21 protein-coding genes and 1 pseudogene are annotated in these 23,026 nt (G+C 64.6%); 14 read left to right on the forward strand and 8 right to left on the reverse strand.

Annotation, left to right across the window (positions count from 1 at the left end):
- Positions 1-7 precede the first annotated feature (7 nt).
- From fes to AC07U4_RS00430, 6 genes and pseudogenes are all read left to right on the forward strand, one after another.
- Entirely contained in the window at positions 8-751 is a 744-nt protein-coding gene (fes, locus tag AC07U4_RS00405; protein ID WP_495194023.1) for an enterochelin esterase, read from the forward strand.
- Positions 748-972, forward strand: a complete 225-nt coding sequence (locus tag AC07U4_RS00410) for an MbtH family protein (protein WP_495194024.1) — start codon at positions 748-750, stop codon at positions 970-972. The genes fes and AC07U4_RS00410 overlap by 4 nt, the downstream gene beginning before the upstream one ends.
- A 136-nt stretch (positions 973-1,108) precedes the next feature.
- A pseudogene (locus AC07U4_RS00415) lies at positions 1,109-1,222 on the forward strand (IS5/IS1182 family transposase); the annotation flags it as partial.
- Positions 1,223-1,967: 745 nt separating this feature from the next.
- Positions 1,968-4,082, forward strand: coding sequence for a TonB-dependent receptor (locus AC07U4_RS00420; RefSeq protein WP_495194025.1), 2,115 nt, complete (start codon positions 1,968-1,970; stop codon positions 4,080-4,082).
- 115 nt (positions 4,083-4,197) lie between these two features.
- Positions 4,198-5,784 carry an AMP-binding protein gene (locus tag AC07U4_RS00425; RefSeq protein WP_495194026.1) on the forward strand — a complete coding sequence of 529 codons (1,587 nt, stop codon included), beginning with the start codon at positions 4,198-4,200 and terminating at the stop codon, positions 5,782-5,784.
- Between the two features lie 19 nt (positions 5,785-5,803).
- Complete coding sequence (locus AC07U4_RS00430; RefSeq protein WP_038666192.1) at positions 5,804-6,493, forward strand: TetR/AcrR family transcriptional regulator; 690 nt, start codon at positions 5,804-5,806, stop codon at positions 6,491-6,493.
- 261 nt (positions 6,494-6,754) lie between these two features.
- Here the strand turns inward: AC07U4_RS00430 and AC07U4_RS00435 are convergent, their stop codons facing one another.
- The gene (locus AC07U4_RS00435) at positions 6,755-8,377 is read right to left on the reverse strand and encodes a carboxylesterase/lipase family protein (RefSeq protein ID WP_495194027.1); all 1,623 of its coding nucleotides are present in this window, start codon (positions 8,375-8,377) and stop codon (positions 6,755-6,757) included.
- On the reverse strand, positions 8,374-9,687 hold the full coding sequence (locus AC07U4_RS00440) for a spinster family MFS transporter (RefSeq protein ID WP_495194028.1): 1,314 nt from the start codon (positions 9,685-9,687) through the stop codon (positions 8,374-8,376). Before AC07U4_RS00440 ends, AC07U4_RS00435 begins: the two co-directional genes overlap by 4 nt.
- Positions 9,688-9,856: 169 nt before the next feature.
- On the opposite strand from AC07U4_RS00440, the gene AC07U4_RS00445 reads away from it, so the two are divergent.
- Positions 9,857-10,744, forward strand: a complete 888-nt coding sequence (locus AC07U4_RS00445; protein WP_495194029.1) for an SDR family NAD(P)-dependent oxidoreductase — start codon at positions 9,857-9,859, stop codon at positions 10,742-10,744.
- 68 nt (positions 10,745-10,812) lie between these two features.
- Here AC07U4_RS00445 and AC07U4_RS00450 read toward each other — a convergent pair whose 3' ends face one another.
- Complete coding sequence (locus tag AC07U4_RS00450; RefSeq protein WP_495194030.1) at positions 10,813-12,717, reverse strand: TonB-dependent receptor; 1,905 nt, start codon at positions 12,715-12,717, stop codon at positions 10,813-10,815.
- A gap of 249 nt (positions 12,718-12,966) precedes the next feature.
- On the opposite strand from AC07U4_RS00450, the gene mntR reads away from it, so the two are divergent.
- Positions 12,967-13,404, forward strand: coding sequence for a manganese-binding transcriptional regulator MntR (gene mntR, locus AC07U4_RS00455; RefSeq protein WP_495194031.1), 438 nt, complete (start codon positions 12,967-12,969; stop codon positions 13,402-13,404).
- A gap of 81 nt (positions 13,405-13,485) precedes the next feature.
- Here the strand turns inward: mntR and AC07U4_RS00460 are convergent, their stop codons facing one another.
- The 3 genes from AC07U4_RS00460 to AC07U4_RS00470 form a co-directional block, all read right to left on the reverse strand.
- Positions 13,486-14,679, reverse strand: coding sequence for an aminotransferase class I/II-fold pyridoxal phosphate-dependent enzyme (locus tag AC07U4_RS00460; RefSeq protein WP_495194032.1), 1,194 nt, complete (start codon positions 14,677-14,679; stop codon positions 13,486-13,488).
- A gap of 51 nt (positions 14,680-14,730) precedes the next feature.
- Positions 14,731-14,853, reverse strand: a complete 123-nt coding sequence (locus tag AC07U4_RS00465) for a hypothetical protein (protein ID WP_495194033.1) — start codon at positions 14,851-14,853, stop codon at positions 14,731-14,733.
- 264 nt (positions 14,854-15,117) lie between these two features.
- Positions 15,118-15,279 (reverse strand): hypothetical protein, encoded by a 162-nt coding sequence (locus AC07U4_RS00470; protein WP_495194034.1) that lies wholly within the window; start codon positions 15,277-15,279, stop codon positions 15,118-15,120.
- Positions 15,280-15,585: 306 nt separating this feature from the next.
- Between AC07U4_RS00470 and AC07U4_RS00475 the strand changes: the two genes are divergently transcribed.
- The 4 genes from AC07U4_RS00475 to AC07U4_RS00490 all read left to right on the forward strand — a co-directional run bounded on the left by AC07U4_RS00475 (position 15,586) and on the right by AC07U4_RS00490 (position 19,887).
- Entirely contained in the window at positions 15,586-16,527 is a 942-nt protein-coding gene (locus AC07U4_RS00475) for a methyl-accepting chemotaxis protein (protein ID WP_495194035.1), read from the forward strand.
- A gap of 16 nt (positions 16,528-16,543) precedes the next feature.
- Positions 16,544-16,966 carry a hypothetical protein gene (locus tag AC07U4_RS00480; protein WP_495194036.1) on the forward strand — a complete coding sequence of 141 codons (423 nt, stop codon included), beginning with the start codon at positions 16,544-16,546 and terminating at the stop codon, positions 16,964-16,966.
- Between the two features lie 435 nt (positions 16,967-17,401).
- Positions 17,402-19,237, forward strand: coding sequence for a cation:proton antiporter (locus AC07U4_RS00485; protein ID WP_495194037.1), 1,836 nt, complete (start codon positions 17,402-17,404; stop codon positions 19,235-19,237).
- Entirely contained in the window at positions 19,234-19,887 is a 654-nt protein-coding gene (locus tag AC07U4_RS00490; RefSeq protein ID WP_495194038.1) for an OmpA family protein, read from the forward strand. Before AC07U4_RS00485 ends, AC07U4_RS00490 begins: the two co-directional genes overlap by 4 nt.
- 133 nt (positions 19,888-20,020) lie before the next feature.
- On the opposite strand, the gene AC07U4_RS00495 is transcribed toward AC07U4_RS00490, so the two are convergent.
- Both AC07U4_RS00495 and AC07U4_RS00500 read right to left on the reverse strand, forming a co-directional pair.
- On the reverse strand, positions 20,021-20,869 hold the full coding sequence (locus AC07U4_RS00495; protein WP_081974282.1) for a Brp/Blh family beta-carotene 15,15'-dioxygenase: 849 nt from the start codon (positions 20,867-20,869) through the stop codon (positions 20,021-20,023).
- The gene (locus tag AC07U4_RS00500; RefSeq protein ID WP_038658594.1) at positions 20,866-21,579 is read right to left on the reverse strand and encodes a bacteriorhodopsin; all 714 of its coding nucleotides are present in this window, start codon (positions 21,577-21,579) and stop codon (positions 20,866-20,868) included. Before AC07U4_RS00500 ends, AC07U4_RS00495 begins: the two co-directional genes overlap by 4 nt.
- Positions 21,580-21,879: 300 nt before the next feature.
- Between AC07U4_RS00500 and AC07U4_RS00505 the strand changes: the two genes are divergently transcribed.
- Together AC07U4_RS00505 and AC07U4_RS00510 are read left to right on the forward strand one after the other, a co-directional pair.
- Positions 21,880-22,668 carry a calcium:cation antiporter family protein gene (locus AC07U4_RS00505; RefSeq protein WP_495194039.1) on the forward strand — a complete coding sequence of 263 codons (789 nt, stop codon included), beginning with the start codon at positions 21,880-21,882 and terminating at the stop codon, positions 22,666-22,668.
- Positions 22,575-22,958 carry a calcium:cation antiporter family protein gene (locus AC07U4_RS00510; protein WP_495194987.1) on the forward strand — a complete coding sequence of 128 codons (384 nt, stop codon included), beginning with the start codon at positions 22,575-22,577 and terminating at the stop codon, positions 22,956-22,958. Before AC07U4_RS00505 ends, AC07U4_RS00510 begins: the two co-directional genes overlap by 94 nt.
- Positions 22,959-23,026 lie beyond the last annotated feature (68 nt).

Raw genomic sequence — 23,026 nt, forward strand, 5'->3', positions numbered from 1 at the left:
CTGTTCGATGGCGGTGGCGGCCGGGGCGAGCCGGCTCGTATGGGACAGCGCCGTGCTCGGTGTCGGGCGATCGGTCTGGAGCCATGTCACCGGCGTGCCGGGCGGCGATGCCCGTCCGCTGGTCCTGCTGCTCGACGGCCGCAACTGGGTGGAGCGGATGCCGATCACACCGGTGCTGGATGCGGAGACGGCGGCGGGCCGGCTGCCGCCCGCGCACTATCTGCTGATCGACTCGATCGATCCGCAGCGCCGCGAACGCGATCTCAGCTGGTCGGCGGTCTGGAACGAGCTTCTGCCGCTGGCCGCGGCGATCGCGCCGGTGTGCCGCGACCGGGCCGGCCGGATCATCGCTGGGCAAAGCTATGGCGGGATGGCGGCGCTCTCCCGGCTGGAGCGATGGGGCGGGGCGATCGCGCAATCGGCGTCGCTGTGGTGGCCGGATGCGGCGCTGGTCCAGGGGCGTGTGCGTCGTCCCGGCGCCACCGGCGCGCTCGCCGCACGGCTCCGCGCGGGGACGTTCCCGCCCGGGCGGGTGCGCGTGTTCCTGGAAGTCGGCAACCGCGAGGATGCCATGATCGACCTCGCGGAGACCATGCAGGCCGCACTGGTCGCGGCCGGCCACGACAGCCATTTTCGTCAGTTCGCGGGCGGCCATGACGCGCTGTGCTGGCGCGGCGGGCTGATCGACGGCCTCCGCATGATGCTGGGCCGGTTGCGCCGAAACGATCCTGTCGAGGAGATCCAAAGATGACGACCGATCATCCCAACCCGTTCGATGACGAGGACGACCTGTTCCTCGTGGAGGGCAACGCCGCCGGGCAATGGAGCCTGTGGCCGGTGTTTGCCGCGATTCCGGCCGGCTGGTCGCGCGCCTTCGGGCCGGAGCCACGCAGCGCCTGCATCGCCTTTGTCGAGGCGCGCTGGGCCGGGGCGCTCCGCCCAGCTGCGGTGCGCGCGGCGCAGGCCGGCTGACGGAAGGAAAACAGCATGACGTCGCTTTCCGCCACGCCCGATGCGGGCGTCCCGTCGCGCACGCTGCCGCTGCTCGCGGCGCAGCCGGGCATCTGGTTCGGCGAGCAGGCCGCGCCCGACGCCATGCCTATAGCGTCGCGCATTCGAACTGCTCGTTCACCCAGCCGACGTGCAGGATCGTGGCGGTGCGGTACCGCTTCTCCGACAATCTCGGCGGCGGCATCCCTTTTTGGAGTGCGTATTCGCCGACAGGAGCTAATCAATTTCTGTCAGCGCCTGATCCGGTTTACACGCCGTTAACCACCGTTATCCGAAGCCAGATCGCTCCGCGTTGGTCGCGATTTCCGCACAGATGATGTCCGGGTGGCGCGGTGTCGCCGTCATTCTGCGGTTGCGTTCTGGCGGATGCCAATTGACCGCTGCTGGCCGAACCTGCTGTTCGATAAATCGCGAAGGAACAGCAGGAATGTCCCACTTCTCGCCATTTCCGCCATAGCTGGTCGAGGCGTCGCAGGAATATGAATGAGTGTCTGAGGTTGGGGAGAGTGAAATGACGGCTGGATGTCGCCTTCCGGGTCATGCGGTATGGGTGACATGGCTCAAACCATGGGCGGCCGAAAGCCAGATGTAGACCGTGTGGTTGATCTTCCCGTCGAACAGCCGGCGCAATCGTGCACAGGCGCTATCATCCAATGCAGGCGGTCCCGCTCGGATCGACGCCCACCGGAACACATATGCAACCGTCGTTAACTCGCTATTTAATGAACATTGACAATCTAAGCTTGGCGATGCCACTCTGCTCATGACGCGTCAAAGAACGCGACATGCAGAGAGGATGATTGATGCGCACGTTCCTGTTGTCGGCGTCTGTGATTGCCGTGATGAGCTCGACCATTGCGAACGCCCAGGTTGGTCCGGCCGAGGCCCCTGCCGCCCCGATTCAGAAAACGCCGCAGTCATCGCAGAACCCAGTTGATGCGACGGACCCGGACGCCATGCCGGGTGATACCGGCGACGACATCGTCATCACCGCCGAGCGCCGCTCGACCAGCCTGCAGCGCACCGGCGTCGCGGCGTCAGTGCTGACCGGCGAGGACCTCGTCCGCAAGAGCGTCAACACCGTCGAGCAGCTGCAATTCTCGACCCCGTCTCTGACCGTCAACACCTCCGGTCAGGCGAACAGCTTCAATATCCGCGGTATCGGAAAGTCGGAGATATCCAGCTCGGTCGGCGTCGGGGTCGTCACCTATCGCGACGGCGTGCCGACCTTCCCCGGCTATTTCCAAAGCGAGCCTTATTACGACATCCAGTCGGTCGAGGTGCTGCGCGGACCGCAGGGGACGTTCGCGGGTCGCAATGCGACGGGCGGCGCGGTGTTCATCACCGAGACCAACCCGACGGTCGACAAGGTCAAGGGCTTCGCCACCGCGCAATACGGCAATTACAATCAGGTGAAGGCACAGGGCGCAATCAACCTGCCGCTGAGCGACACGCTCGCGATCCGCCTTGCCGCCAATCTCGAGAAGCGCGACAGCTTCTTCACCGTGACGGGGCCATGGACCGGCAATCCCGGCGATCTCAACGCGATCAGCGGTCGCGCCAGCCTGTTGTGGCAACCCGACAGTCATCTGCGCCTGCTGGTCAAGGGCGACTACAACCGGATCAACACCGGCGGCTTTCCCAACAGCCCGGCCTATTTCGGCAGCGCCGCCGCGCCGGTCCTCAATACCAGCGACCCCTTCACGGTCTCCAGCAATACCTATCTGTCGGGTCAGGACGAGTTCGGCCGCATCTCCGCCAATCTCAGCTACACGTTCGACAGCGGTCTGATGATCCGGTCGATCAGCGGCTTCCAGAAGGGCACGCTGCAGGAGACGATCGATGCCGACGGCACCGCCGCGCAGAACAACACGTTCCAGGATTTCGTCAACGAACACATCTGGTCGCAGGAGCTGAACATCGTCTCCCCCGATACCGGGCGCTTCACCTGGCTGATCGGCGGCTTCTACCAATTCGACAAATACGAGTTTCCGGTCGGCAACGGCTATGTCGCGCTCGCCCCGGCCGGGGTCGTGCGCTCGCTGCGGATCGAGGGGACCAACCCGCACACCGCCACCGCCGCATTCGGCCAGATCGGCTACCAGCTGACCGACGGCCTTCAGGTCACGCTGGGCGGCCGCTGGTCGCGGACGACGTCGCGCAACGACGTCAATTATCCGATCGAGCTGTTTCTCGGCGCCTTGCCAACGTTCAAGACGGTGCTGGTGCAGCACGATTTCAACGCCAACAAGAATGTCGACGGCAAGCTGGCACTCAACTGGACGGTCGATGCCAACAATTTCCTCTACGCGTTCGTCGCGACGGGGACGAAGGCGGGCGGCCTCAACGGCGCCAACCTGTTCGGTACGACGCCGCGCGGCTTCGTGCCGGAGAAGGTCACCGATTATGAAATCGGCTGGAAGGGGACGCTGCTCAACGGGCATCTGCGCACGCAGATCGGGGGCTATTATAACAGCTACCGCAAGTTCCAGGTGCTGATCGTCGATCCGGCCACCCCCAATTTCACGTCGATCTTCAACGTGCCGAACGCCACCAAATTGTACGGCTTCGAGGCGTCGGCGCAGGGATCGTTCGGTAACCTTCTGTTCGACGCTTCGACGTCGATCTCCAAATCGGAACTCGGCGAGTTCTTCGCGCGCGACCCGCGCAAGGGAACGACGGGAACCTGCGATCCCGTGACGGGGCCAGCCTCGGCGTCCGGCTGCATCAATCTCGGCGGGCGGCGGCAGCCCTATGCGCCGACGTTCACGCTCAGCGCCGGTGCGCAATATGCGATCACGGTGGCCGATGGCGTCTCGCTGACGCCGCGGGTCGATTACGCGCATATCGGCGCGGTATGGGGAACGTTGTTCCAGACGGCGCAACTGGGGGACTATCTGAAGGCGCGCAATATCGTGAACGCGCAGCTGACGCTCGACAACGGCACGTGGTCGATCGCCGGGTTCAGCACCAACCTCACCGACCAGCATTACATCGGTTCGCTCAACGGTATCCGCCGACTGGCGGCGGCGCCGCGCCAATATGGCGTGCGCGTCAGCACCAAATTCTGATTTCCCGCGATGCGCTTGTGCAAGAATCCTGGCGTCTGGCGACGATCGGATTTTCCGACGCCGCGGCGCGCCAGCCGCTCCTCTTTGCCAGCCGCTCCTCTTTGAAGGCCTCGTCATGACCCCCGGATCGATGCAGCCTTATGCGCTGACGCTCGACAAATTTCTCGACCATGCGGCCAAATGGCATGCGTCGACCGAGGTGGTGACCGGCGGCGACGGCGGCAGCGCGCGCATCGGCTATGCCGCGCTGCGCACGCGTGCCAGCCTGCTGTCGGGCGCGTTCGCCGCCTTGGGCCTGAAGGCCGGCGACAATCTGGCAACGCTGGCGTGGAACAGCCAGGCGCATGTCGAATGCTGGTACGCGGCGATGGGGACGGGGATCGTCTGCCACACGCTCAACCCCCGCCTCGCGCCCGCACATCTTGCCGCGATGATCGATCAGGCGTCGGACCGCGTCCTGGCGGTGAGTCCGGGGCTCGCGCCGTTGGTCGAGGACCTGCTGCAACGCTGTCCGGGGATCGCCCATGTCATCCTGTTCGACGAGCCCGGTTCGACCATGGCCGCACCGGCCTCGGACCGTGCGCGTATCTGGCGGATGGACGAGCTGCTCGCCGAACATGGCGCGGCCATGCCGTGGGGCGGCTTCGACGAGCATGCGCCGGCCGGCCTTTGCTTCACCTCCGGCACCACGGGTGCGCCCAAGGGCGTCACCTATACCCACCGGTCGAACTATCTTCATACCATGCATCTGCTCGCCGCCGACGTCGTCGGCGTCACCGCGCGCGATGCCGTGCTGGTCGCGGTGCCGATGTTCCATGCCAACGGATGGGGTTTCGCCTTCGCCGGACCCGCCGCGGGCGCGAAACTGGTGCTGCCCGGCCGCAACCAGGACGGCGCGAGCCTCGCCCGGCTGATCAACGACGAGCGGGTGACCGTCGCCGCGGGGGTCGCCACGGTTTGGCTCGGATTGGTCGATCATCTCGAGAAAACCGGCGGCGAGGTGCCGTCGCTCCGGCGTATCCTGCTCGGCGGCTCCTCGGTGCCGCAGGCGCTGATGGATCGACTCGAAGCGCGGCTGGACGTCACCATACAGACCAGTTGGGGGATGACCGAACTGTCACCGGTCGGGACCGTGACGCCGTCCAACGCCACCATCCGCGCATCGGCCAAGTCGGGCCGTCCGCCGATGGGCGTCGACCTGCGTCTTACGGACGAGGCCGGCGTGCCGCTGCCCGACCAGCGCGACGGGGAAGGGCGCCTGTGGGTCAGGGGGGCGAGCGTCGTGGAACGCTATTTCGGCAGGGAGGAGGCTGCGACCGACGCCGATGGCTGGTTCGATACCGGCGATCTCGCGCAAATCGATGCGGCCGGCAACCTCAGCATCACCGGACGCGCCAAGGACCTGATCAAATCGGGGGGCGAATGGATCAACCCCGGCGAAATTGAAGCGATCGTCGGTGCCTTGCCCGGCGTCGCGCTGGTCGCCGTCGTCGGTCGCGCGCATCCGCGCTGGGGTGAGCGCCCCGTGCTGGTCGTCGAGGAGCGGCAGGGCGCGATGCTGAGTGACGATGCCCTGCTCGACGCGCTGCGCGGGCGGATCGCGAGCTGGTGGCTGCCCGATGCGATCGTACGCGTCGCCGCCATGCCACTGGCATTGACCGGCAAGATCGACAAGATGCGCTTGCGGGAAGAGCATGGCTGAGGCCATGGGTGTGGGCATCATGACCGATCCAGCCACTGGCCCCAAACGCCGCCCGACGAAAAAGGCCGACCAGCGCGCGGCGACGATGGAGCAGATCTTCGATGCCGCCGAGGCCCTATTCGCCCAGCGTGGCCTGTACGGCGTCACGCTGAAGGAGGTGGCGCTACAAGTCGGCGTCCACCAGTCGCTGCTGCATTATTATTTCAAGGACAAGAAGGACCTTTTCGATGCGGTCATCGCCCGGCGTGCGGCGGTGACGATCGAGCGCCGGCTGGCGACGCTGGACGCCTATGAACGCGACGCCGCGGGCAAGCCGACCGTCGAGGGCGCGCTCCACGCCTATCTCGATGCCGATCTCGACCTCTACGGCAATGGCGACATCGGCTGGCGAAATTTCGGCATGCTCGGGGCGCAGATGAGCAACACCGCCGAATGGGGCGCAGACCTCATGGACACACATTTCGACGCGGTCGTGCTGCGCCTGATCGAGATCCTCAAACAGGCCCTGCCCGGCTGTGCCGAGGAGGATCTGTTCTGGGGCTATCATTTCGTCACCGGGGCGCTGATGCTGTCGCTGGGCCGGACCGGGCGGATCGACAAACTGTCGGGCGGCCTATGCCGGTCGGAGGATTTCGCGGCGATCAAGGCGCGGATGGCACGGTTCATGGCGGCGGGCTTCCTCGCGACGTGCGAGGCGCGGGGGCGTTAGGACCGATCGCCATCGGTCGGGTCGCCGTTCGGGTTGTCGCGTGTCCGGGCGACGATGCGCCGACGCCGTCGCCCGGTGCCTTACCAGTTCGTCACCCCGGACTCGGCCCGGAGTTCACCGGGCGGCAAGGGAAGGGTGTCGGCTCAAGTCTTTCTCCTCGCCGCAGGCTTAGACCCCGGAACGAGTCCGGGGTGACGGGGTGGAACGGAGCACGGCGGACGCATACGAATCCTCAGCGGGCGTGGTCTACTTGCCGTGCGATCATTCGCACGACGCCACTGCCGGCGGCATCACCGGTGCGGCGAGCCCGACGTTCCAGTTCCAGCCGATCGTCCCGGTCGCCCGGCGTCGGCACATCACCTGCTCGTTGAGTGCGAACATGCCCGGCAACAGATCGCGGCCCGCTTCGGGCACCGCGGCGAAATGCATGTAGCTCCGCTTCGCTTCATAGGCCGGCCAAGCTGCGGAACCGGTCGCGACCGGCCGGCCGTCGCGGACGAAGCTCGTCCAATAGTCCAGCATAGCAGCGGATAGCGTACGCTCCGCCGCCGTATCGGGGATCTTCGGCCAGCGCGGCGGCGTCGCCGCCAACGTACCGAATACGTAAGGCAGTTCGCTGGCATGGAAGGCGTGCAAATCGGCCTCATCCATCGCCGGATAGCCATGATCGAACATATAGAGATAGGCGGGCTTGCCCAGTTCGACCTGCTTGCGGACAAGCCGCTCGGCCGTCCAGCCGTAGAGCGCGTCGCGCGTCGTGGCGAGGATGCTCTCCCGATAGGTCGCGGCCGGATATTGCTGCAGGAACGGATCGGCGAGGTCGCGGTACCGGGCGCGAATCTCCGTTGCATAGGTCGCGGCATCCGCCGGCGGCTTGGGCGAGAGCATGCGCAACGACCGGATCTCGCCCTGGTTGAAGCCGGCGAGCACCGGCACCGGCGCCTGCCGCCGCTGATCGAACGCATCGACCATCTGCTGCGGCAGCACCGCGCCATCGACCACGCCAAACGGCGCAAAGCCCAATTTCGCCGCGGTGTCGGTCAGCGTCTGCGCGTCCATCGCGCGCAGGCTGGCGAGGTCCGGCGTCTTCAGCGCCGTGGTCAGCAAGGCGCCGCCGCTCTCCCACGCCGGCATGCCGAACGTGGCCTTCCGCAACTCGGGCATCGAGATCATATAGGCGCTCTGGGCGATGACCCGGGCGAACAGGCCATGCGCCGCGGGCGTGGTCATCAGGTACAGCGTGCTCAGCCCGCCCGCCGACTCGCCGGCGATCGTGACGTTGCCGGCATTTCCCCCGAATGCCGCGATATTGTCGCGCACCCACCGAAGGGCGGCGATCTGATCGAGCAGCCCGTAATTGCCCGACACGCGCCGCGGCGTCTCGCCGCTGAGCCACGGATGGGCGAGCCAGCCCAGCACGCCCAGCCGATAGTTGATTGACACGACGACGATGCCGCGCGCGGCAAGCTTGCGTCCGTCGTACATCGGCTCGCGGCTCGATCCGGTGACCAGCGCGCCACCGTGTATCCACACCATGACCGGCGCGTTCTTCGCCTTGGCCGGAGTCCAGATGTTGAGCGTCAGACAATCCTCGCTGACCGGCATCGGCACGCCCGAATAGACCGTCGCATTGGGCGCCTGCGGCTGGACGCAGGCCGGGCCGAAGTCCGTCGCCCTACGCGTGCCGGTCCAGCGCGGCTGCGCCACCGGTGCCGTCCAGCGCTTCGCGCCGACCGGCGGCATGGCATAGGGAATGCCCTTGAAGACCCGCAGCCCGGCTTCGCTCGTGCCGCTGACCTTGCCGGCGGGCGCATCGACGATCGGGTCTGCGGCGAGCGCCGGGACGGCCGAGGCGAACGCCAGAGCGGCGATGACGATCTTCATATCCTGGACTCCTGACGATCGAGCGTGCGCGTGAGCCGGAGGAACAGGCCGATCGCGACGACGTAGAAGGGGGCAAGCGTGTAGAGCGCCAGTTGCAGCGGATTGGTCGCGCCGCGCGCGGCGAAATGGTCGCTGGCGGCGCCGACCCAGGTCGGGCCGAGGCCGAGGCCGATGAAGTTCATCACCAGCAGCAGCAGCGCGCCGGCCAGCACGCGCTGGTTGGGGGCCGCTTCTTCCTGCACCAGCGTCACCGAGCAGGACAGATAGAAGTAGTTGAAGAACATCACGACGGTCAGCAGCGCCAAGGCGAGCGGCCAGGTCGGTGCCCAGACGAAGCCGAGGTAGAAGGGCAAAGCGACGGCCAGCGACACTGCCGGCGCGACGGCGAAGACCCGCCGCGAGCCCCGGCTGAAGCGATCGATGATCCGGCCCGACGCGACCATCCCGCCGCCCATGCCGAAGACGATCGCCAGCGCGTAGAACAGCGCGATCTCCGGCAGCGTCATGCCTTTCTCGCGGATCAGGAACAGCACCGCGAAATTGCCGAGGCCATAAGTGACGAATTGTGTCGCGCCGCTGCCGAATGCCGCCAGCGTCATCACCGGATTGGCGAAGAAGGCGCGCAGCGTCGCCCAGAACGGCGCCTTGTCGAGGATGCCGGTCGCGCCGGGATCGGCGGCGCCGCGCGCGGGTTCCGGCACGACGAACGGCAGCGCGGCGGCGGCGACGAGGCCTACCAGACCGATCGCCACAAACGCATCGCGCCAGTCGAACAGCGTCGCGATCGTCGCCCCCAGTGCGATCCCCAGCGCCGCACCGATCGGCGGCCCGAGATTGTAAATGCCGAAGGCCACGCCGCGCCGCCCCGGTGCGAACGTGTCGGTGATCAGGGCATAGGACGGCGGCACGCCGCCGGCTTCGCCGAAGCCGACCACCATTCGCGCCGCGACGAGTTGCGGATAGGTCCGCGCCATGCCGCAGGCGATGGTCGCGGCACTCCACACCGCACAGGCGAGCGTCAGCACGCCGACCCGGCTGGTCCGGTCGGCGAGCCAGCTGACCGGGATCGCGATGAAGCAATAGAACATCGCGAAATATAGCCCGCCGATCAGCCCGAGCTGGCCGTCGGTGATGTGCAGCGTGTCCTGGATCGGCTTGGCGAGGATGCCGAGCAATTGGCGGTCGAGGAAGTTGAGGACGTAGACGAAGGTCAGCATCGCCAACACGATTCCGGGGCGCCGTGCGTCGCGCCCTCGATGACGGTCGTCGATAAGCGGATCGGGCGCGAGCGCGCTGATCGGAACAGTCATCACCTCTCCCACTATATCGTGGCTTGTGCCCAGACGATGCGGCGCCCGGCGCCGCATGTCAATGGACACTCACGTATGAATGAACGTGTGTATCCTTGCGGAAATAAGGGTCGCCATTGCGCCCCGGATTTCATTCACTATTACGTGAACGAACTAAAGGAGAGATGGAATGGCTTTGGCGGGCAGGACAGCGATCATCACCGGGGCCGGCGGCGGGCTGGGGCGCGCGCATGCGCTTCATCTGGCGGGCAGGGGCGTCAAGGTCGTGGTCAACGATGTCGCGATCGACGCCGCCGAACGGGTCGCGCACGAGATCCGCACGGCGGGCGGCACCGCCATGCCGATCGCAGCGTCGGTGACCGACGAAGCCGCAGTCGTCGCGATGGCCGATGCAACGCGCGCCGCATGGGGCCGGATCGACATCCTCGTCAACAATGCGGGCATCCTCCGCGACAAGAGCTTCGCGAAGATGACGATCGCCGATTTCCGAACGGTCGTCGACGTTCACCTGATCGGCGCGGCGATCTGCAGCAAGGCGGTTTGGGAGCCGATGCGCGCCCAGACATTCGGCCGGATCGTGATGACGACCTCGTCGTCCGGGTTGTACGGCAATTTCGGGCAGGCGAATTACGGCGCAGCCAAGATGGCGCTGGTCGGGCTGATGCAGACGCTCGCGATCGAAGGAGAGAAATACGGCATCCGGGTCAACTGCCTCGCCCCGACCGCCGCGACCCAGATGACCGAGGGCGTCCTCGATGCGGAGAGCCTGACGATGCTGGCACCGGACCGCGTCTCGCCCGCGCTGCTCCCGCTGGTCGGGGATGACGCACCGACGAGGACGATCGTCTGCGCAGGTGCGGGCCATGTCGCCACGGCGAACGTGACGTTGACGCAGGGGCATTACGTCGGTCATGCCGAGGACGCGGGCGAGCAAATCCTGGCGCATTGGCCGGAGATCACTGATCGTGCCGGGGAGGTCGTTCCTTCCTATGGCTTCACCCAGGCCGAGCGCGAGGTCGCGGCAGCACGATCCGCGAGGCTGATGACTGCGGAATAGTGGAGGGGCGAGGGTGGTAAGACGGAGCGAGGAAACGAGGAAACGAGGTTCGAGTGACCGCATCTGGGTCAGAGCGTTATCTTGACTCCAACGCGCACTTGCCGGGGTTCCGCGGCTCGGCTGTGAATGCCCTCGACACCGTCTAGCGGTTCGCCAGGAAGTCGCGAGGCGTAAAAGTAGTCGGCGTCGGCGCGTTGCGTATCGAACAAGTTGAGAAAATCGACCGCGATCTCGACGTGGCCGATCGTCTTGGCGAGCCTCAGGTTGACGATCGTCGTCGCAGGCCCGCGTACGCTGTCATCCTCGATCAGCGGACGAACGCCGATGTAGCGGAGGCGCAACGCGCCGAGCCAGCCATGCGCATCAGCGGTTACGCCCAGCGATCCCGCGGCCTCCAACGAGTTCGGAATGCGGTCGGCGTCCGTTACCCCGATGAACCGGGCGTGGTTGGTCGCGTAGACCGCGTCGAGCGACAGCCATCGGAACGGCCGCACGAACAGCGTCGTCTCCCAGCCGCGGCGGCGGCTCGCACCTGACGGCTCTACCGTGCCGTCGTCGCCCGAGTAGACCAATTCGCCCGCCGAGCGGGTCCACCAGCGATCGACGGTGAGCACCACCGGCCCACGCTCGATACGGGTGCCGATCTCATACCCCGTGCCGCGCACGAGACCCGGCACCGGATCAGTCGCGGCGAGCACCCCGCGCGCGTCGTTCGAGTGAAAGCCTTGGCCGTAATTGGCATAGATTGCGACGCCCCGCGCCAGCGTCAGCGCCGCGCTGGTCTTGGGCGTGACGACCGTTTCACTCCGTGCGCCGGTGGTCGCCGCTCCCGCAAGCGCACGCGAGCGGAAGCGGTAGCGATCGATCCGACCTCCGCCGGACAGCGTCAGCCGCTCGATCGGTCGCCACCGCAAGTCTGCATAGCCGGCGAACGCAGTTTCGCTGACGTCGGCAAGGCTGGTGGTGCCGATCCGGTGGCCACGTTCGGTATGGTAGAGACCCAGGTCATCGATCCGGTCGGCGCGAGCATCGGCGCCGACGGTGATCTGCCACGCCGTACCGAGCGGTATGCGGTGCTGCACCCGACCACCAAAGGTCCAGCGGCGCTCCGCCTGCTCGAGTTCGTCGCCGCGAATTGGGTCGGCAAGGAAGAAGGTGAAGTTAGAGACGAGGTCGAAGAGGTAGCGCTGCGCGTAGAGCGTCACATCGGTCCGCTCGCTCGTGAGGCCGATCGTCGCGATCTGCCGCTGCGTCTCGCCGCGCAGGTATGGATCGAGCGTGCCGAACCGGTCGGGCACCAGCGTGCCGATCGCGCGCACCGGGATCTGCTCGGTCGGCTGCCAGGTCGCGTTGTAGTCGGATAGGCTTGCGCGGACGGTGCCGAGCGCGGTGTCGATCGTGTATTTGGCGAAGGCTGACGTGTGGCGCAGCCGCTCGGGCAACGCCCACACGCCATTGTTGATCGTCAGCTCGCCCGCGAGCAGCAGGTCGCCGCCCCCCAATTGCTCTGAGCCGATCGCAACCAAGCGACCATAGCCGTAGCTGCCGCCCTGTATCGCCACCATCGGCCGCTCGACGCGATCGAGAGTGCGCATCGACGCCGCCGCGACGAGCGAGAAGTCGCCATCCTGCGCGTAATAGGGTCCCTTGCGGTATTCGACCCTGTCGATCGTCTCGGGGATAAGACCGTTGAGATCGAGGTAGCCCTGGCCGTGCGCATGGCTCGGCAGGTTCATCGGCACGCCGTCGAGTGAGATGCTGAAATCGGTGCCGTGGTCGAGATTGTAGCCGCGGATGTAATATTGCGCCGCCTTGCCCCCGCCTGAGTGCTGGACGGCGAGCAGTCCCGGCACCGCTTCGGCCAGCTCGTTGGCGCGCAGCAGCGGACGGATGCGGATGTCCTCACCCGATATTGCGCCGGCGCTGGCGGCGCGGTCGCTCCCGACCCGCCGCTCGCCGCGACCGATCACCACGATGTCTTTTGACGGATCGTCGGTAGACTGCGTTGCTGCCCTAAGCATGGCGGGATCGGATGAGCGGCCATCATCGATCGGCGGCGTGTTCGCCCCGAGGAGGAGCAACGAACAGACGACTGCGCATGACATGGTGTCACCCCCTAAACAGCTGGTCCTATCTATCTTAGCCATGGCTAATATGTCAAGCCGGCTGGTCAATGAGCACTTCGGCTGGCAGAAGCGCAAACAGGAGCAGGAGGTGCGCTAATGGCCGATGATACCGCCGTCCGCCGTGCCGCGGCGTTTCGCGCCACCCGCGAGGCCCATGCCAGCGAGATGGCGGAGGATTATGTCGAGCTGATCGGCGATCTGATCGAGGAGCGCGGCGAAGCCCGCGTGATCGATCTAGCGCAGCACATGGGGGTGACCCAGCCGACGGTCGCGAAGATCATCCAGCGGCTGAAGAGCCTCGGGCTGGTGCAGAACCGCCGCTACCGCGCGTTGTTTCTCACAGACGCCGGCAAGGCCCTCGCCACCCGCTCGCGGGAGCGGCATCAGGTGGTGGTCGACTTCCTGGTCGCGCTGGGGATTGATCCGGAAATCGCCGCGATCGACTCTGAGGGAATGGAGCACCACGTCAGCGACGCGACGCTGCAAGCGATGCGGGGCGTCGTCATGAGCTCTTCAGCGCAGGACAAGGCGTAGCGGCCGGGGCTGCACGCCTTCGCAGCAATGAGCGTCCGCTTCCGGGAGTCAGTTCAGCAGGCTTCAATGACCGACATTGGGTCAATTTGAAGCAGCAGCGTCTGCCGCGACGCACCGGATCGTTCTTTCGCTGGGATCGGTCGGGTCGAGCAGGAACATGCCTAGATCACGGTTAGCGGTAAGCCAGGCGACGTGCTCGATCCCGATCCGCTGCCCAGGGACGAGGCGAGGCACTCCCGGAGGGGCGGGTGCGATGATCTCCGCGGCAATCCGGCCAGCCGCATCCTCCAGCGCGATACGCTCGGCCGGTCCGAAGAACGCATCCGCGGGTGCCGCCGCCATTTCCGTCGTGAGCGTCGCGATGCCAGGCACAGCGGTCGCGGCCGTCAGCGCGAGATCGCCCGCACGTAGCCGCGTGACGCAGTCCGCAATCCCCTTCGCCAACGCCCGCACGTCGCCGGCGGTCGTGCCTACCGAAACGACCGCGAGCAGATGGCGAACATCAGAAAGACCGACACACAGCCGGTGATGCTCGTTCAGCCAGTCGTCGATCGCGTATCCGGCGACGCCAAGGCCCGACACGTCGATCAACACCTTCGTGGGGTCGAGTTGCGATCCCGGCGGGATGTCCGGCTCATCCAGGACGCGGATACCATCAATGGCGGTCAGCCGCGCACGTAGATCTGTGGCCCTCGCGACCGTCTTGTGCCACGTCGCCTCGCCATCCACGGCATGGTCGCGGCGCGCGGCGTCGAGGCTCGCAAGAATCGGCACCGAGGGGCTGGTCGTCTCGTAGAGCTCATAGGCCATCCACAGCCGCTGCCGGTCGACCAGATCGCCGCGCGCGAGCAGCGCCGACCCTTGCGTCAGCGCGCCCATTGTCTTGTGCATGGTGTAAACGGCGACGTCCGCACCTTTTGTGAGGGCGTCGTGCGGCAATGCCTCGCAGAATGCGAAGGCGCCGCCCCACGCGGCATCGCAGATCAGGAGCACGCCGCGCTCATGGCAAAGGTCGGCCAAGGCGGCGATATCGCTGGTCACGCCGTAGTAGGTCGGCGACACCACGACGAACGCCTTGGCACCAGGGTTCGCGTCGAGCGCGGCGCCGAGTGCGGCCGGGTCGACGCCATGTTCCACGTCCCAGCGGTCGTCGACGATCACGGGCACTATGCGCGCCTCCAGCCCCGCCGCTAGCGCATGGGCACGCTCCGCCTTGTGAACGTTGGCGGCAAACAGCACCGTATCGCCAGCACGGGCTACGGCGGCCAGAGCCATGTGGAGGCTCAGCGTCGACCCGCCGGTGACGAACCTGCAGAAGTCGGCATTCTAGGCCTCTGCAGCGATCTCGTGCGCGTGCTGCAGAACTTGGCCGCCCTCGGTCCGGTCGTCGAGACCCTTCGGAGTGATAATGTCCGCCTCGAAAACGCGCGAGCCGAGCAGCTTGCGCACGTCGCGCGCGGCGCCTCGACCCAAATTTTGGCTGGCGCTCCAAAGCCGCGAACCGGCCGTCGCTCCATCTTTGACAATGCTTCAAGGATGGGGGTTTGCTTCTGATCCATGCCGTGTCGAACGCGCGACAGTGCCGAACGACCCGACATGACGTCATTCGCCCGCATCGCTGTTTAGATTTCTCACATGGACCAGCGTCCAACCCACGAGCCCACGACGCGACGTGGAGAGTTCGCAGCTGCGTCTGGTCACCAAACAAAACGTTCAGTCCAAGGTCGCCTCAGCCCGAATTGGCAGGTCGCGTATGCGCGTTTCAATCGCGTTGGAAACGGCATTGGCCACGGCCGCCGCGACGCCGATAATGCCGATCTCGCCAAGCCCCTTGATCCTGTGGGCGTTCACGGCGGCGTCTTCATCGGCCACCATGATCACCGTCTGTTCGACAATATCGGCGGAGGTCGAGACGAGATACTCGGGCGAGATCGCGGTTCATGTAGATGCCGGTGCGCGGATCCAGCTTGGTCTTCTCGATCAGCGCAGAACTCAGGTCTCAGGCCATGCCGCCGAGATACTGGTTTCGGGCGGTCATCGGATTAAGCACCAGCCCCGCCGCGAAGGCACCGACGTGGCGCGATAAGCGTACCTCGCCGGGACGTAGGGTCGGCAAAAAGGCAGCCAACGACGCGTTAACTAGTGGCCGCTAAATGGGAACCCGGGTTCTCAGGAAGAAAAATGGCGCTAGATCGAACCGTGGCTCACGCAGCTCGCCTGTCGGGTGAGCTGGGCATCAAGACGCTTGATCTGCAAGCGGACATTGCCGAATTGTCTGATCGGGTAACCGAGCAGGCCACGACCATCGTGAACGTCGGGACGCAGGCAAGTCGGCTTGCGCAGGACGTCGACGAGGTCGCCGACGCAGCGCAGGGCGCCAGGGTGAATTCGGCGGGCGCGCGAGCCGTCATTGACGACTCCAATGTTCAGATCAACGCTGCGACGAGTGATGTGGTCGAGCTGATCACCCAGGTCAGCCGCATTCACGAGGGTCTCGGCTCGTTCACGTCGGCCTTGGCCGACGTCGCCAAGGTCACAGCGACCATCAACGACATCGCCAAGCAGACCAATATGCTGGCGCTCAACGCCACGATCGAGGCCGCACGGGCGGGCGAGGCTGGCCGCGGTTTCGCCGTCGTCGCGTCTGAAGTGAAAAAGCTCGCGACCGAAACGGCGTCGGCAACGACACGCATCAATGCATCCATTGCGGCGCTGGCGGGGGAAGCCGACGTCATGCTCGGCCAGGTCGACATCGGCGTTGGTAAAGCTCGGTCCGCACACGGTGGTACCAAGGACATCGAAACGCTCGTCGAGCGGCTTCGCATCCTGATGATTGACCTTTCTGCCAACAGCGACGCCGTGGCCGAGCGGGTCGGCTCGATGGTATTGGCCGTCGACGAGGTCAAGAGTGGTCTGGGGGCGCTTTCGAGCACGTCGTCGGATAACGCGGTCGCTCAAGCGCCTTTCGGAGCGGGTGTCGGGGGTAAGCGACGACACCAATGGCCTTCTTCAGATGCTGGCCGAAAGCGACGCGGAAATCCCCGACCGGCCCTACATCCGTTTCGGCCTGGACGTCGCACGAAGCGTATCCGAAGCTCTTACTCAGGCCGTAATAAGTGGTGAGATAACGCAGGCTGCGGTGCTGTCGCAAAACTACGATCCCGTTATCGGAAGCGATCCGCCGCTCTTCACGCATTCTGCAATGCCGTTGCTGACCAGGCTAGCCCGGCCACACCAGGAACTCGCCCGCACGCTGCCCGGCTTCTTCGGCATGAGTTTTACCGACCGGAACTGCTTCGGCGCGGTAGCGATGCCCGAACGCTCTCATCCTCAGCGTCCGGGGGAGCCGGCTTGGAACAGCGAGCACGCCCGCGCCGGGATGATCTTCGATTACCCCGAAACCGCCACCCAGGTACGAACGGAGACGCCGTTCTGCCTTAAGGCTTACCGACGGCCAGTTACCGGCGCTGGCGTAATCCTGCTGAAACAGGTCATTGCCTCGATCTTCGTCGCCGGAGCGCATTGGGGCGTTCTTCAGCTCGCTTACGAAAATCAAGGCTGATACCTAGCAACTGATCGCACGGCGGGCGAGGCGATCTAGAGCAGGCCTTGCGGCTACGCGGCGGATCGACAACACTGCAACGCGGGACTGGCGGCTGCGCTGTCCGGGCCGTCACGAGCAGCTTATTGATGCTCTCACCAGCACCTAGGCAGACAGGCGAGGTTTAGCCGCCGGTTCGATATGAACGGATGACCGGGCTCGGAGGGCAAATTAAGTTCATCAAATAGCATTATTGGGTCGCCGTGCCCGCTAGCTTGAGCGGTGGCCTGCACCTTCGTTGCCGCCGCCCAACGACACTACAAGCTCGAAGATTGCTGCTTTAACGCGCTTCCTTATCTCCATCCCTGAATGTGGATATGCGGACCGAGTCACGAACGAGGCCGCTTAAAACCGGTTGTCGGTTACCTTCCGCGCGCTCTCCGGTTAAGCGACCCTATGGAACAACAGGCTCTCGTTATTGCGCTGATCGGCGCCTTGGGGATCGGGGCGCAGTGGGTGGCTTGGCGGACGGGGTGGCCAGCCATCGCGCTGATGCTGGCCGCGGGTGTGGTCGCTGGTCCCGTCGCCGGGCTGATCATACCTAAAACTACCTTCGGCGCCTTGCTCGAACCGATGATCTCCGTCGCCGTGGCGTTGATCCTCTTCGAAGGCGGGCTGAGCCTCAATTTCCGTGAGTTGCGCAAGACCGAAGGAGCTGTGATCCGCTTGATGGCGATCGGCATACCGGTCGGCTGGTGCCTTGGCGCACTGGCCTGTTACTACGTCGCCGGGCTCGTCTGGCCGGTCGCGATCCTGTTCGCCGGCATCCTCGTGGTAACGGGCCCGACGGTGGTTATTCCCTTGCTACGTCAGAGCAATATCGCACCGCGGCCGCGCGCCATCCTGAAGTGGGAGGCGATCGTCAACGATCCGTTCGGCGCGCTCTGTGCCGTCATCACCTACGAATATCTAAGACGGGTCGATGAAGGTGGCACCTTGCTGTCGGTGGTCGCTTCTCTGCTTGCCGCGGCGGTGGTTTCGGGCTTGATCGGTTACGGCATGGTGCGCGCCATCGCGTGGGCATTTCCGCGCGGCCATGTGCCCGAGTATCTCAAGGCGCCGGTCCTGCTCGTTGCCGTGATCGGCACCTTCACCTTGTCAAACGTCATTCAACAGGAGACCGGACTGCTCGCGGTGACCGTGATGGGCGTGGCAGTCGCCAACATGCGTCTCGACTCGTTGCGCGATATCCACCCCTTCAAGGAGAACGTGACCGTTCTGCTGATCTCCGGTGTCTTCGTCCTGCTCTCGGCATCGCTCGATTTCAGCGCCCTGCGCTCGTTCGAGTGGCGCTTTGCGGCATTCCTCCTTGTACTGCTGCTCTTCGTCCGCCCCGCCACCGTCTTGCTTGCCCTGGTCTTCAGCAAGATCCCATGGAACGAGCGGCTGCTGATCGCCTGGATCGCTCCACGGGGCGTCGTCGCAGTCGCCGTCTCGGGGCTTTTCGCGCTGCGACTCGACGAGCTCGGCTATGGCAACGGCAACATTCTGGTCACGCTCTCCTTCGCCGTCGTGGTTGCGACGATCATCGCGCATGGCTTCAGTATCCGGCATGTCGCGCGCTGGCTGAAGGTCACCGGTGCAACCCAAAAGGGGCTCCTGATCGTCGGCAGCACACCGTGGAGCGTCTCGCTGGCTCGACAAATCCAGTCCTTGGGCTTGCCGGTGATGATCGCCGATACGAGCTGGCAACGTTTGGGCGGTGCACGTCAGGCGGCGATCGACACCTATCATGGGGAGATCCTGGCGGAAGCGACCGACGAGCGGCTCGACCTCACGCAATTTCAGGTCTTGGCCGCCACGACGGAGAATGAAGCGTACAATGCGCTCGTGTGCAGTGAGTTCGCGCACGAAATAGGGCGGGATTCCGTTTACCAATTGGGGGCGAGCGGTGACGACGAGGATCGTCGTAGTCTACCGGAAGCCCTGCGTGGACGGGCGATGTTCACCGCTGGCCATGGGGTGGACGATATCCTGCGACGCGAGACGGCCGGATGGACCTTCCGCAAGACTCGGATCAGCGAGCAATTCAAGTTTGACGACGCCCGCTCGATCTTGCCGGATGAGGCGGACATGCTGTTCGTCCTTCGCAAGGACGGTCGCATCCGCTTCTTCACCCATGCCGCCCGCCCCACGCCGCAAAGCGGTGACGTCGTGGTGTCCTATGGACCCTCGCGACACGGCGACCCAAACGCTAGTCCATCCATTCAAGCTGGAGTGAGTGTCGCATGAGGGTATCTCAGTGGAACAACCGGGCGCGGCGTGTCGGTGCGACGACCTTGCTCTGCCTTGGCATCGCCGCCTGTCAGCCCGGAGGCATGCCGACGAACGACACTGCGCAAGTGCCGGCAAATGCCCAAGTCCTCGGGGAAGAGGTGGCCCCGGATAGGGATCATGTCGACCGGAATACGGGGGAAACGACCAAGTCGATCATTCGTCCGGATATCGTACCGACACCGACGCCAACCCCGCCTGCGAAGCCCGTCGAGCTGACTATTCCGTTTCCCGCCAAGGGGTTCGAAGCAGATCCGGCTAACATGGCCCTTCTCGACGACTTGATGGCCAATCCCGTTCTGCGCCTGGGTGGCCCGATAACCCTCTGGGGTCACAGCGACTCCAGCGGTTCGGATGCGGCCAATTTGATCGCGTCGCGGCGACGTGCTGAGGCCATACGTGCTTATTTGCTGAAGAGAGGCATTGCCGCCGAGCGGATATCGGTCGTCGCGCTGGGCGAAGCCCGTCCGGTCGCGCCGAACCGCAATCTTGATGGATCCGACGATCCAGAGGGGCGTGCCAAGAACAGGCGTGTCGAGATCGAGGTCGGTCTACCGAACGCCGGCGCATCAACGGATCAACCACGTGACGCAACGCCATCACGGTAGCCGATGCTCGTGTTGCATGACTGGGGCATCATACCCAGCCTGATCTTTTCGTCGGTAGATCCGGGACAAGGGAGGCAACCTTGACGTGGTCGATGCGCTCCTTGGCCATCCGTTGGAGGGAGCCACCCGGCGGTCAGCCTGAGCATCGAAGCCGGCTGCTCGTCGGATCGACACGCCCCTGTAGATGCCCGAACAATGGCGTTACGATCAGATGCGGTACAGCGAGAGCCGCAATCCCTGCGAATAGGGGGCGGACCCCGGAAGGGTCAAAGCGCAACAAGACCGTGCCTGTTACGGCGGCGAGCAGTATCGCGGCGACGAGTATCGGAGCAGTGGCTCGAAGATAGCTGCCCGTCGTTGCACAACCGATCCGCGTACGCCGTTCGACCGTCTGGGGTTCGGCATGCAGAACGAGAAATCCAACGGAAAATCCCACTAGTGGCGGCAAAACGATAAGGGCCGCCGTCCCGATCAGAAGGCGCAGGTCGTGGCGCTGAGATGCTATTACAATCAGATATGCTGCCGCTATCGCGCCGAACAGCGCCATTGCCGACACCATTGCGGGCAGTACGTTTGTCGAGATGCCGCCAAGACTAAGGAGATCCGCAAGGTTCGTCGCATGGAAAGTGGCGGGGGTGGCGACAAGGCTCGTCCCTCGCGCAATTCTTTCCAGCGGCCGATCTGCTGGTGCATCTTCAACGCCGAAATGAATTGCCGACGCGATGAGAAAAGCGGGAAGTGCGACCGCCGGATCGACGATCCACCACCAGAGGCAAGCCGCGCCCACAAGGACGTATAGGGCGACGAACATAGTGCGTTGCCGCGGCTCGACGATTGCCAGGTCGCTGGCGCCATGTGCCATGCCGATGACGCCAATCGCCACGACCGCAAACGTCAATTGTACGGCCAACGAACCGAAGGAGGCGGCAGCCGCCGCCCCCAGAAGCAGGCCCCAGCCCCAGGCTGGAGCGCGGGCGATCATGACTGGTGACCGCGTTCGGTGTTGTGCTGCTCCAGCGCCTTGTCCAGGTTGCTTGCCGCATAGAAGGCGTAAACGATCTTGGCGACGACATCCATGATCAGGATCGCCCACACCGATGCCGGATCCGTGATGATCTTCATCCCTTCGGGACCGATTAGGAAGACGACCGGATAGAGGAACCAGATAACCGTCAGGAAGGCGACGTTCTTGTTGTATGCCGTGCCCAAAGCCATGCCCCGGCTTTGCGCCAGCGTCCGTAGCGGCCCCCACAAGAGGTACAGAACGCCGAGAAAGGCGACGCATGACCAGGCATACCAGACCCACTTTGCGAAAGAGGGACCGGCCAGCGACGACACCAGGCCTGTCACTATCATCAGCACGTCGAGGACGATGATGGCGGTGAGGTGGCCACCGACCTCGCCAGTCTTGCCATGCTCATGGAAAGCCAGAAGAACGAGGCTCGATAGCAGGATCGGCGTTGTCACCGACCAATCAAGGTATCTCGCGAGATAGGTGACCGAGCCGTCGAGCTTGAACAGCGTGCCGATGCCGAAGGCCATTGCCAGATAGGCCGTAGCTGCAATGAACGGCACGCTGGCATGCAGCAGCGTATGGTGGCCGGACGGGTGACTTTTCTTCCCCGTCGCATAGATCGCTAGCGAACCCAGCGACATGATTGTGAACCCAAGCAGGAAGGCAGTCTGATCCATGCGGGATCCCCAGCACAAGGGGGCGACCCGATGCCGACCCAAAATGCATAACATGGATTGTATCGTTTTGTGTCCATGCCGGAGCGAAGTCCATCGGCTTGTCACAAAGCGCGATTGATAGGAGAGGAGCGGACACCAGCTTGGTAAACGGGGAACAGCCGTCGTTCTCCACGGCTCCGGCGAACTGAGCTGCACAGCTTTTGCAGCATGATACTGGAGCCTAGCTGATTGTGGAACGCGCCGTCGCCTGAATCGCTGAGACGGACCGCCTGTCGCTCACCAACAAACTGAAAGTTCCGCATGTTCAACGGACTCGGCCTGCCGGTTTTGCTCGCGATCTTTGCCGCCTGCGCGGGTGTAATCTGGGTCGCTGGCGTGAAGCTAGCTGATACGACGGACATTCTGTCCTCGCGACTTCATCTGGGCAAGGCGCTCGGCGGTATCATCGTACTCGCCATAGCCACCAACCTGCCCGAGGTCGCGATCACCGTCAGTGCGGCGCTGGCAGGCAATCTAGGGGTGGCGGTCGGCAATATCCTGGGCGGCATCGCCATCCAGACGGTCGTTCTCGTAGCGATGGACATCGCCATGAAGGAGAAGGTGCCTCTGACCTACCGCGCCGCCAGCCTCACGCTGGTCGTGGAGGCGGTGCTGGTCATAGTGGTCTTGATCGTGTCGATCATGGCGACGCAGTTGCCCGGCACGCTCATCGCGGCCCGCCTGACTCCTGGGGCGGTGTTGATCGGCGTTTTGTGGGTGATCGGCGTGTGGCTTTCCAGCAAAGCCAGCAAGGGGCTGCCTTGGCAAGATGCGAGCGGCACCGCTCCCGACGGTCAGGAAGAACCCAAGGGGCACTCAAAGGTAAAGAAGGATGACGACTCCGGAAAGCGGGGAGAGAGCACGGTTCACGTCGCATTGGTCTTCGGCGCTGCGGCGCTCGCGACCTTGGCAGCCGGCGTCTCCTGGAACGAAGCGGCGACGCCATTGCCGATCATATCGGCCTCAGCGGGGTCCTCTTCGGGGCAACGGTACTTGCAGCCGCCACGTCGCTGCCCGAGCTCTCGACCGGCATCACCTCGGTGCGCATGAAGGACTATCAGCTGGCCGTCAGCGACATCTTCGGCGGAAACGCCTTTTTGCCCGTGCTCTTTCTCCTAGCCGTCTTCATCTCAGGCAAGGCGGTGCTGCCTGATGCTCAGGCGAGCGACATCTACCTTGCGGGCCTTGGAGTGTTGCTGACCTGCATTTACGCCGCAGGCCTTATTTTCCGACCCAAGCGTCGAGTTTGGCGCATGGGCATCGATTCCTTCGCCGTACTTACCCTTTATGCCGTCGGCGTGGGTGGCCTGTTCGCAATATTTAGCGGTCACGGCAGTTGAGCCGCTTACTTCAAAACGCGACCTTTCAGGTGGAAGCGGGATGGAAAACTAGCCGCGTTGAACATAAA

The sequence above is a fragment of the Sphingomonas sp. GW821-FHT02B09 genome (assembly GCF_059421875.1).

What these genes read in the sequence shown, in the direction of transcription:
- fes (WP_495194023.1), top strand. Translation starts at nt 8, where the DNA reads ATGGCGGTGGCGGCCGGGGCGAGCCGGCTCGTATGGGACAGCGCCGTG.
- AC07U4_RS00410 (WP_495194024.1), top strand. Translation starts at nt 748, where the DNA reads ATGACGACCGATCATCCCAACCCGTTCGATGACGAGGACGACCTGTTC.
- AC07U4_RS00420 (WP_495194025.1), top strand. Translation starts at nt 1,968, where the DNA reads ATGCCGGGTGATACCGGCGACGACATCGTCATCACCGCCGAGCGCCGC.
- AC07U4_RS00425 (WP_495194026.1), top strand. Translation starts at nt 4,198, where the DNA reads ATGACCCCCGGATCGATGCAGCCTTATGCGCTGACGCTCGACAAATTT.
- AC07U4_RS00430 (WP_038666192.1), top strand. Translation starts at nt 5,804, where the DNA reads ATGACCGATCCAGCCACTGGCCCCAAACGCCGCCCGACGAAAAAGGCC.
- AC07U4_RS00435 (WP_495194027.1), bottom strand. Translation starts at nt 8,377, where the DNA reads ATGAAGATCGTCATCGCCGCTCTGGCGTTCGCCTCGGCCGTCCCGGCG.
- AC07U4_RS00440 (WP_495194028.1), bottom strand. Translation starts at nt 9,687, where the DNA reads ATGACTGTTCCGATCAGCGCGCTCGCGCCCGATCCGCTTATCGACGAC.
- AC07U4_RS00445 (WP_495194029.1), top strand. Translation starts at nt 9,857, where the DNA reads ATGGCTTTGGCGGGCAGGACAGCGATCATCACCGGGGCCGGCGGCGGG.
- mntR (WP_495194031.1), top strand. Translation starts at nt 12,967, where the DNA reads ATGGCCGATGATACCGCCGTCCGCCGTGCCGCGGCGTTTCGCGCCACC.
- AC07U4_RS00460 (WP_495194032.1), bottom strand. Translation starts at nt 14,679, where the DNA reads ATGGCTCTGGCCGCCGTAGCCCGTGCTGGCGATACGGTGCTGTTTGCC.
- AC07U4_RS00470 (WP_495194034.1), bottom strand. Translation starts at nt 15,279, where the DNA reads ATGGTGGCCGATGAAGACGCCGCCGTGAACGCCCACAGGATCAAGGGG.
- AC07U4_RS00475 (WP_495194035.1), top strand. Translation starts at nt 15,586, where the DNA reads ATGGCGCTAGATCGAACCGTGGCTCACGCAGCTCGCCTGTCGGGTGAG.
- AC07U4_RS00485 (WP_495194037.1), top strand. Translation starts at nt 17,402, where the DNA reads ATGGAACAACAGGCTCTCGTTATTGCGCTGATCGGCGCCTTGGGGATC.
- AC07U4_RS00490 (WP_495194038.1), top strand. Translation starts at nt 19,234, where the DNA reads ATGAGGGTATCTCAGTGGAACAACCGGGCGCGGCGTGTCGGTGCGACG.
- AC07U4_RS00495 (WP_081974282.1), bottom strand. Translation starts at nt 20,869, where the DNA reads ATGATCGCCCGCGCTCCAGCCTGGGGCTGGGGCCTGCTTCTGGGGGCG.
- AC07U4_RS00500 (WP_038658594.1), bottom strand. Translation starts at nt 21,579, where the DNA reads ATGGATCAGACTGCCTTCCTGCTTGGGTTCACAATCATGTCGCTGGGT.
- AC07U4_RS00505 (WP_495194039.1), top strand. Translation starts at nt 21,880, where the DNA reads ATGTTCAACGGACTCGGCCTGCCGGTTTTGCTCGCGATCTTTGCCGCC.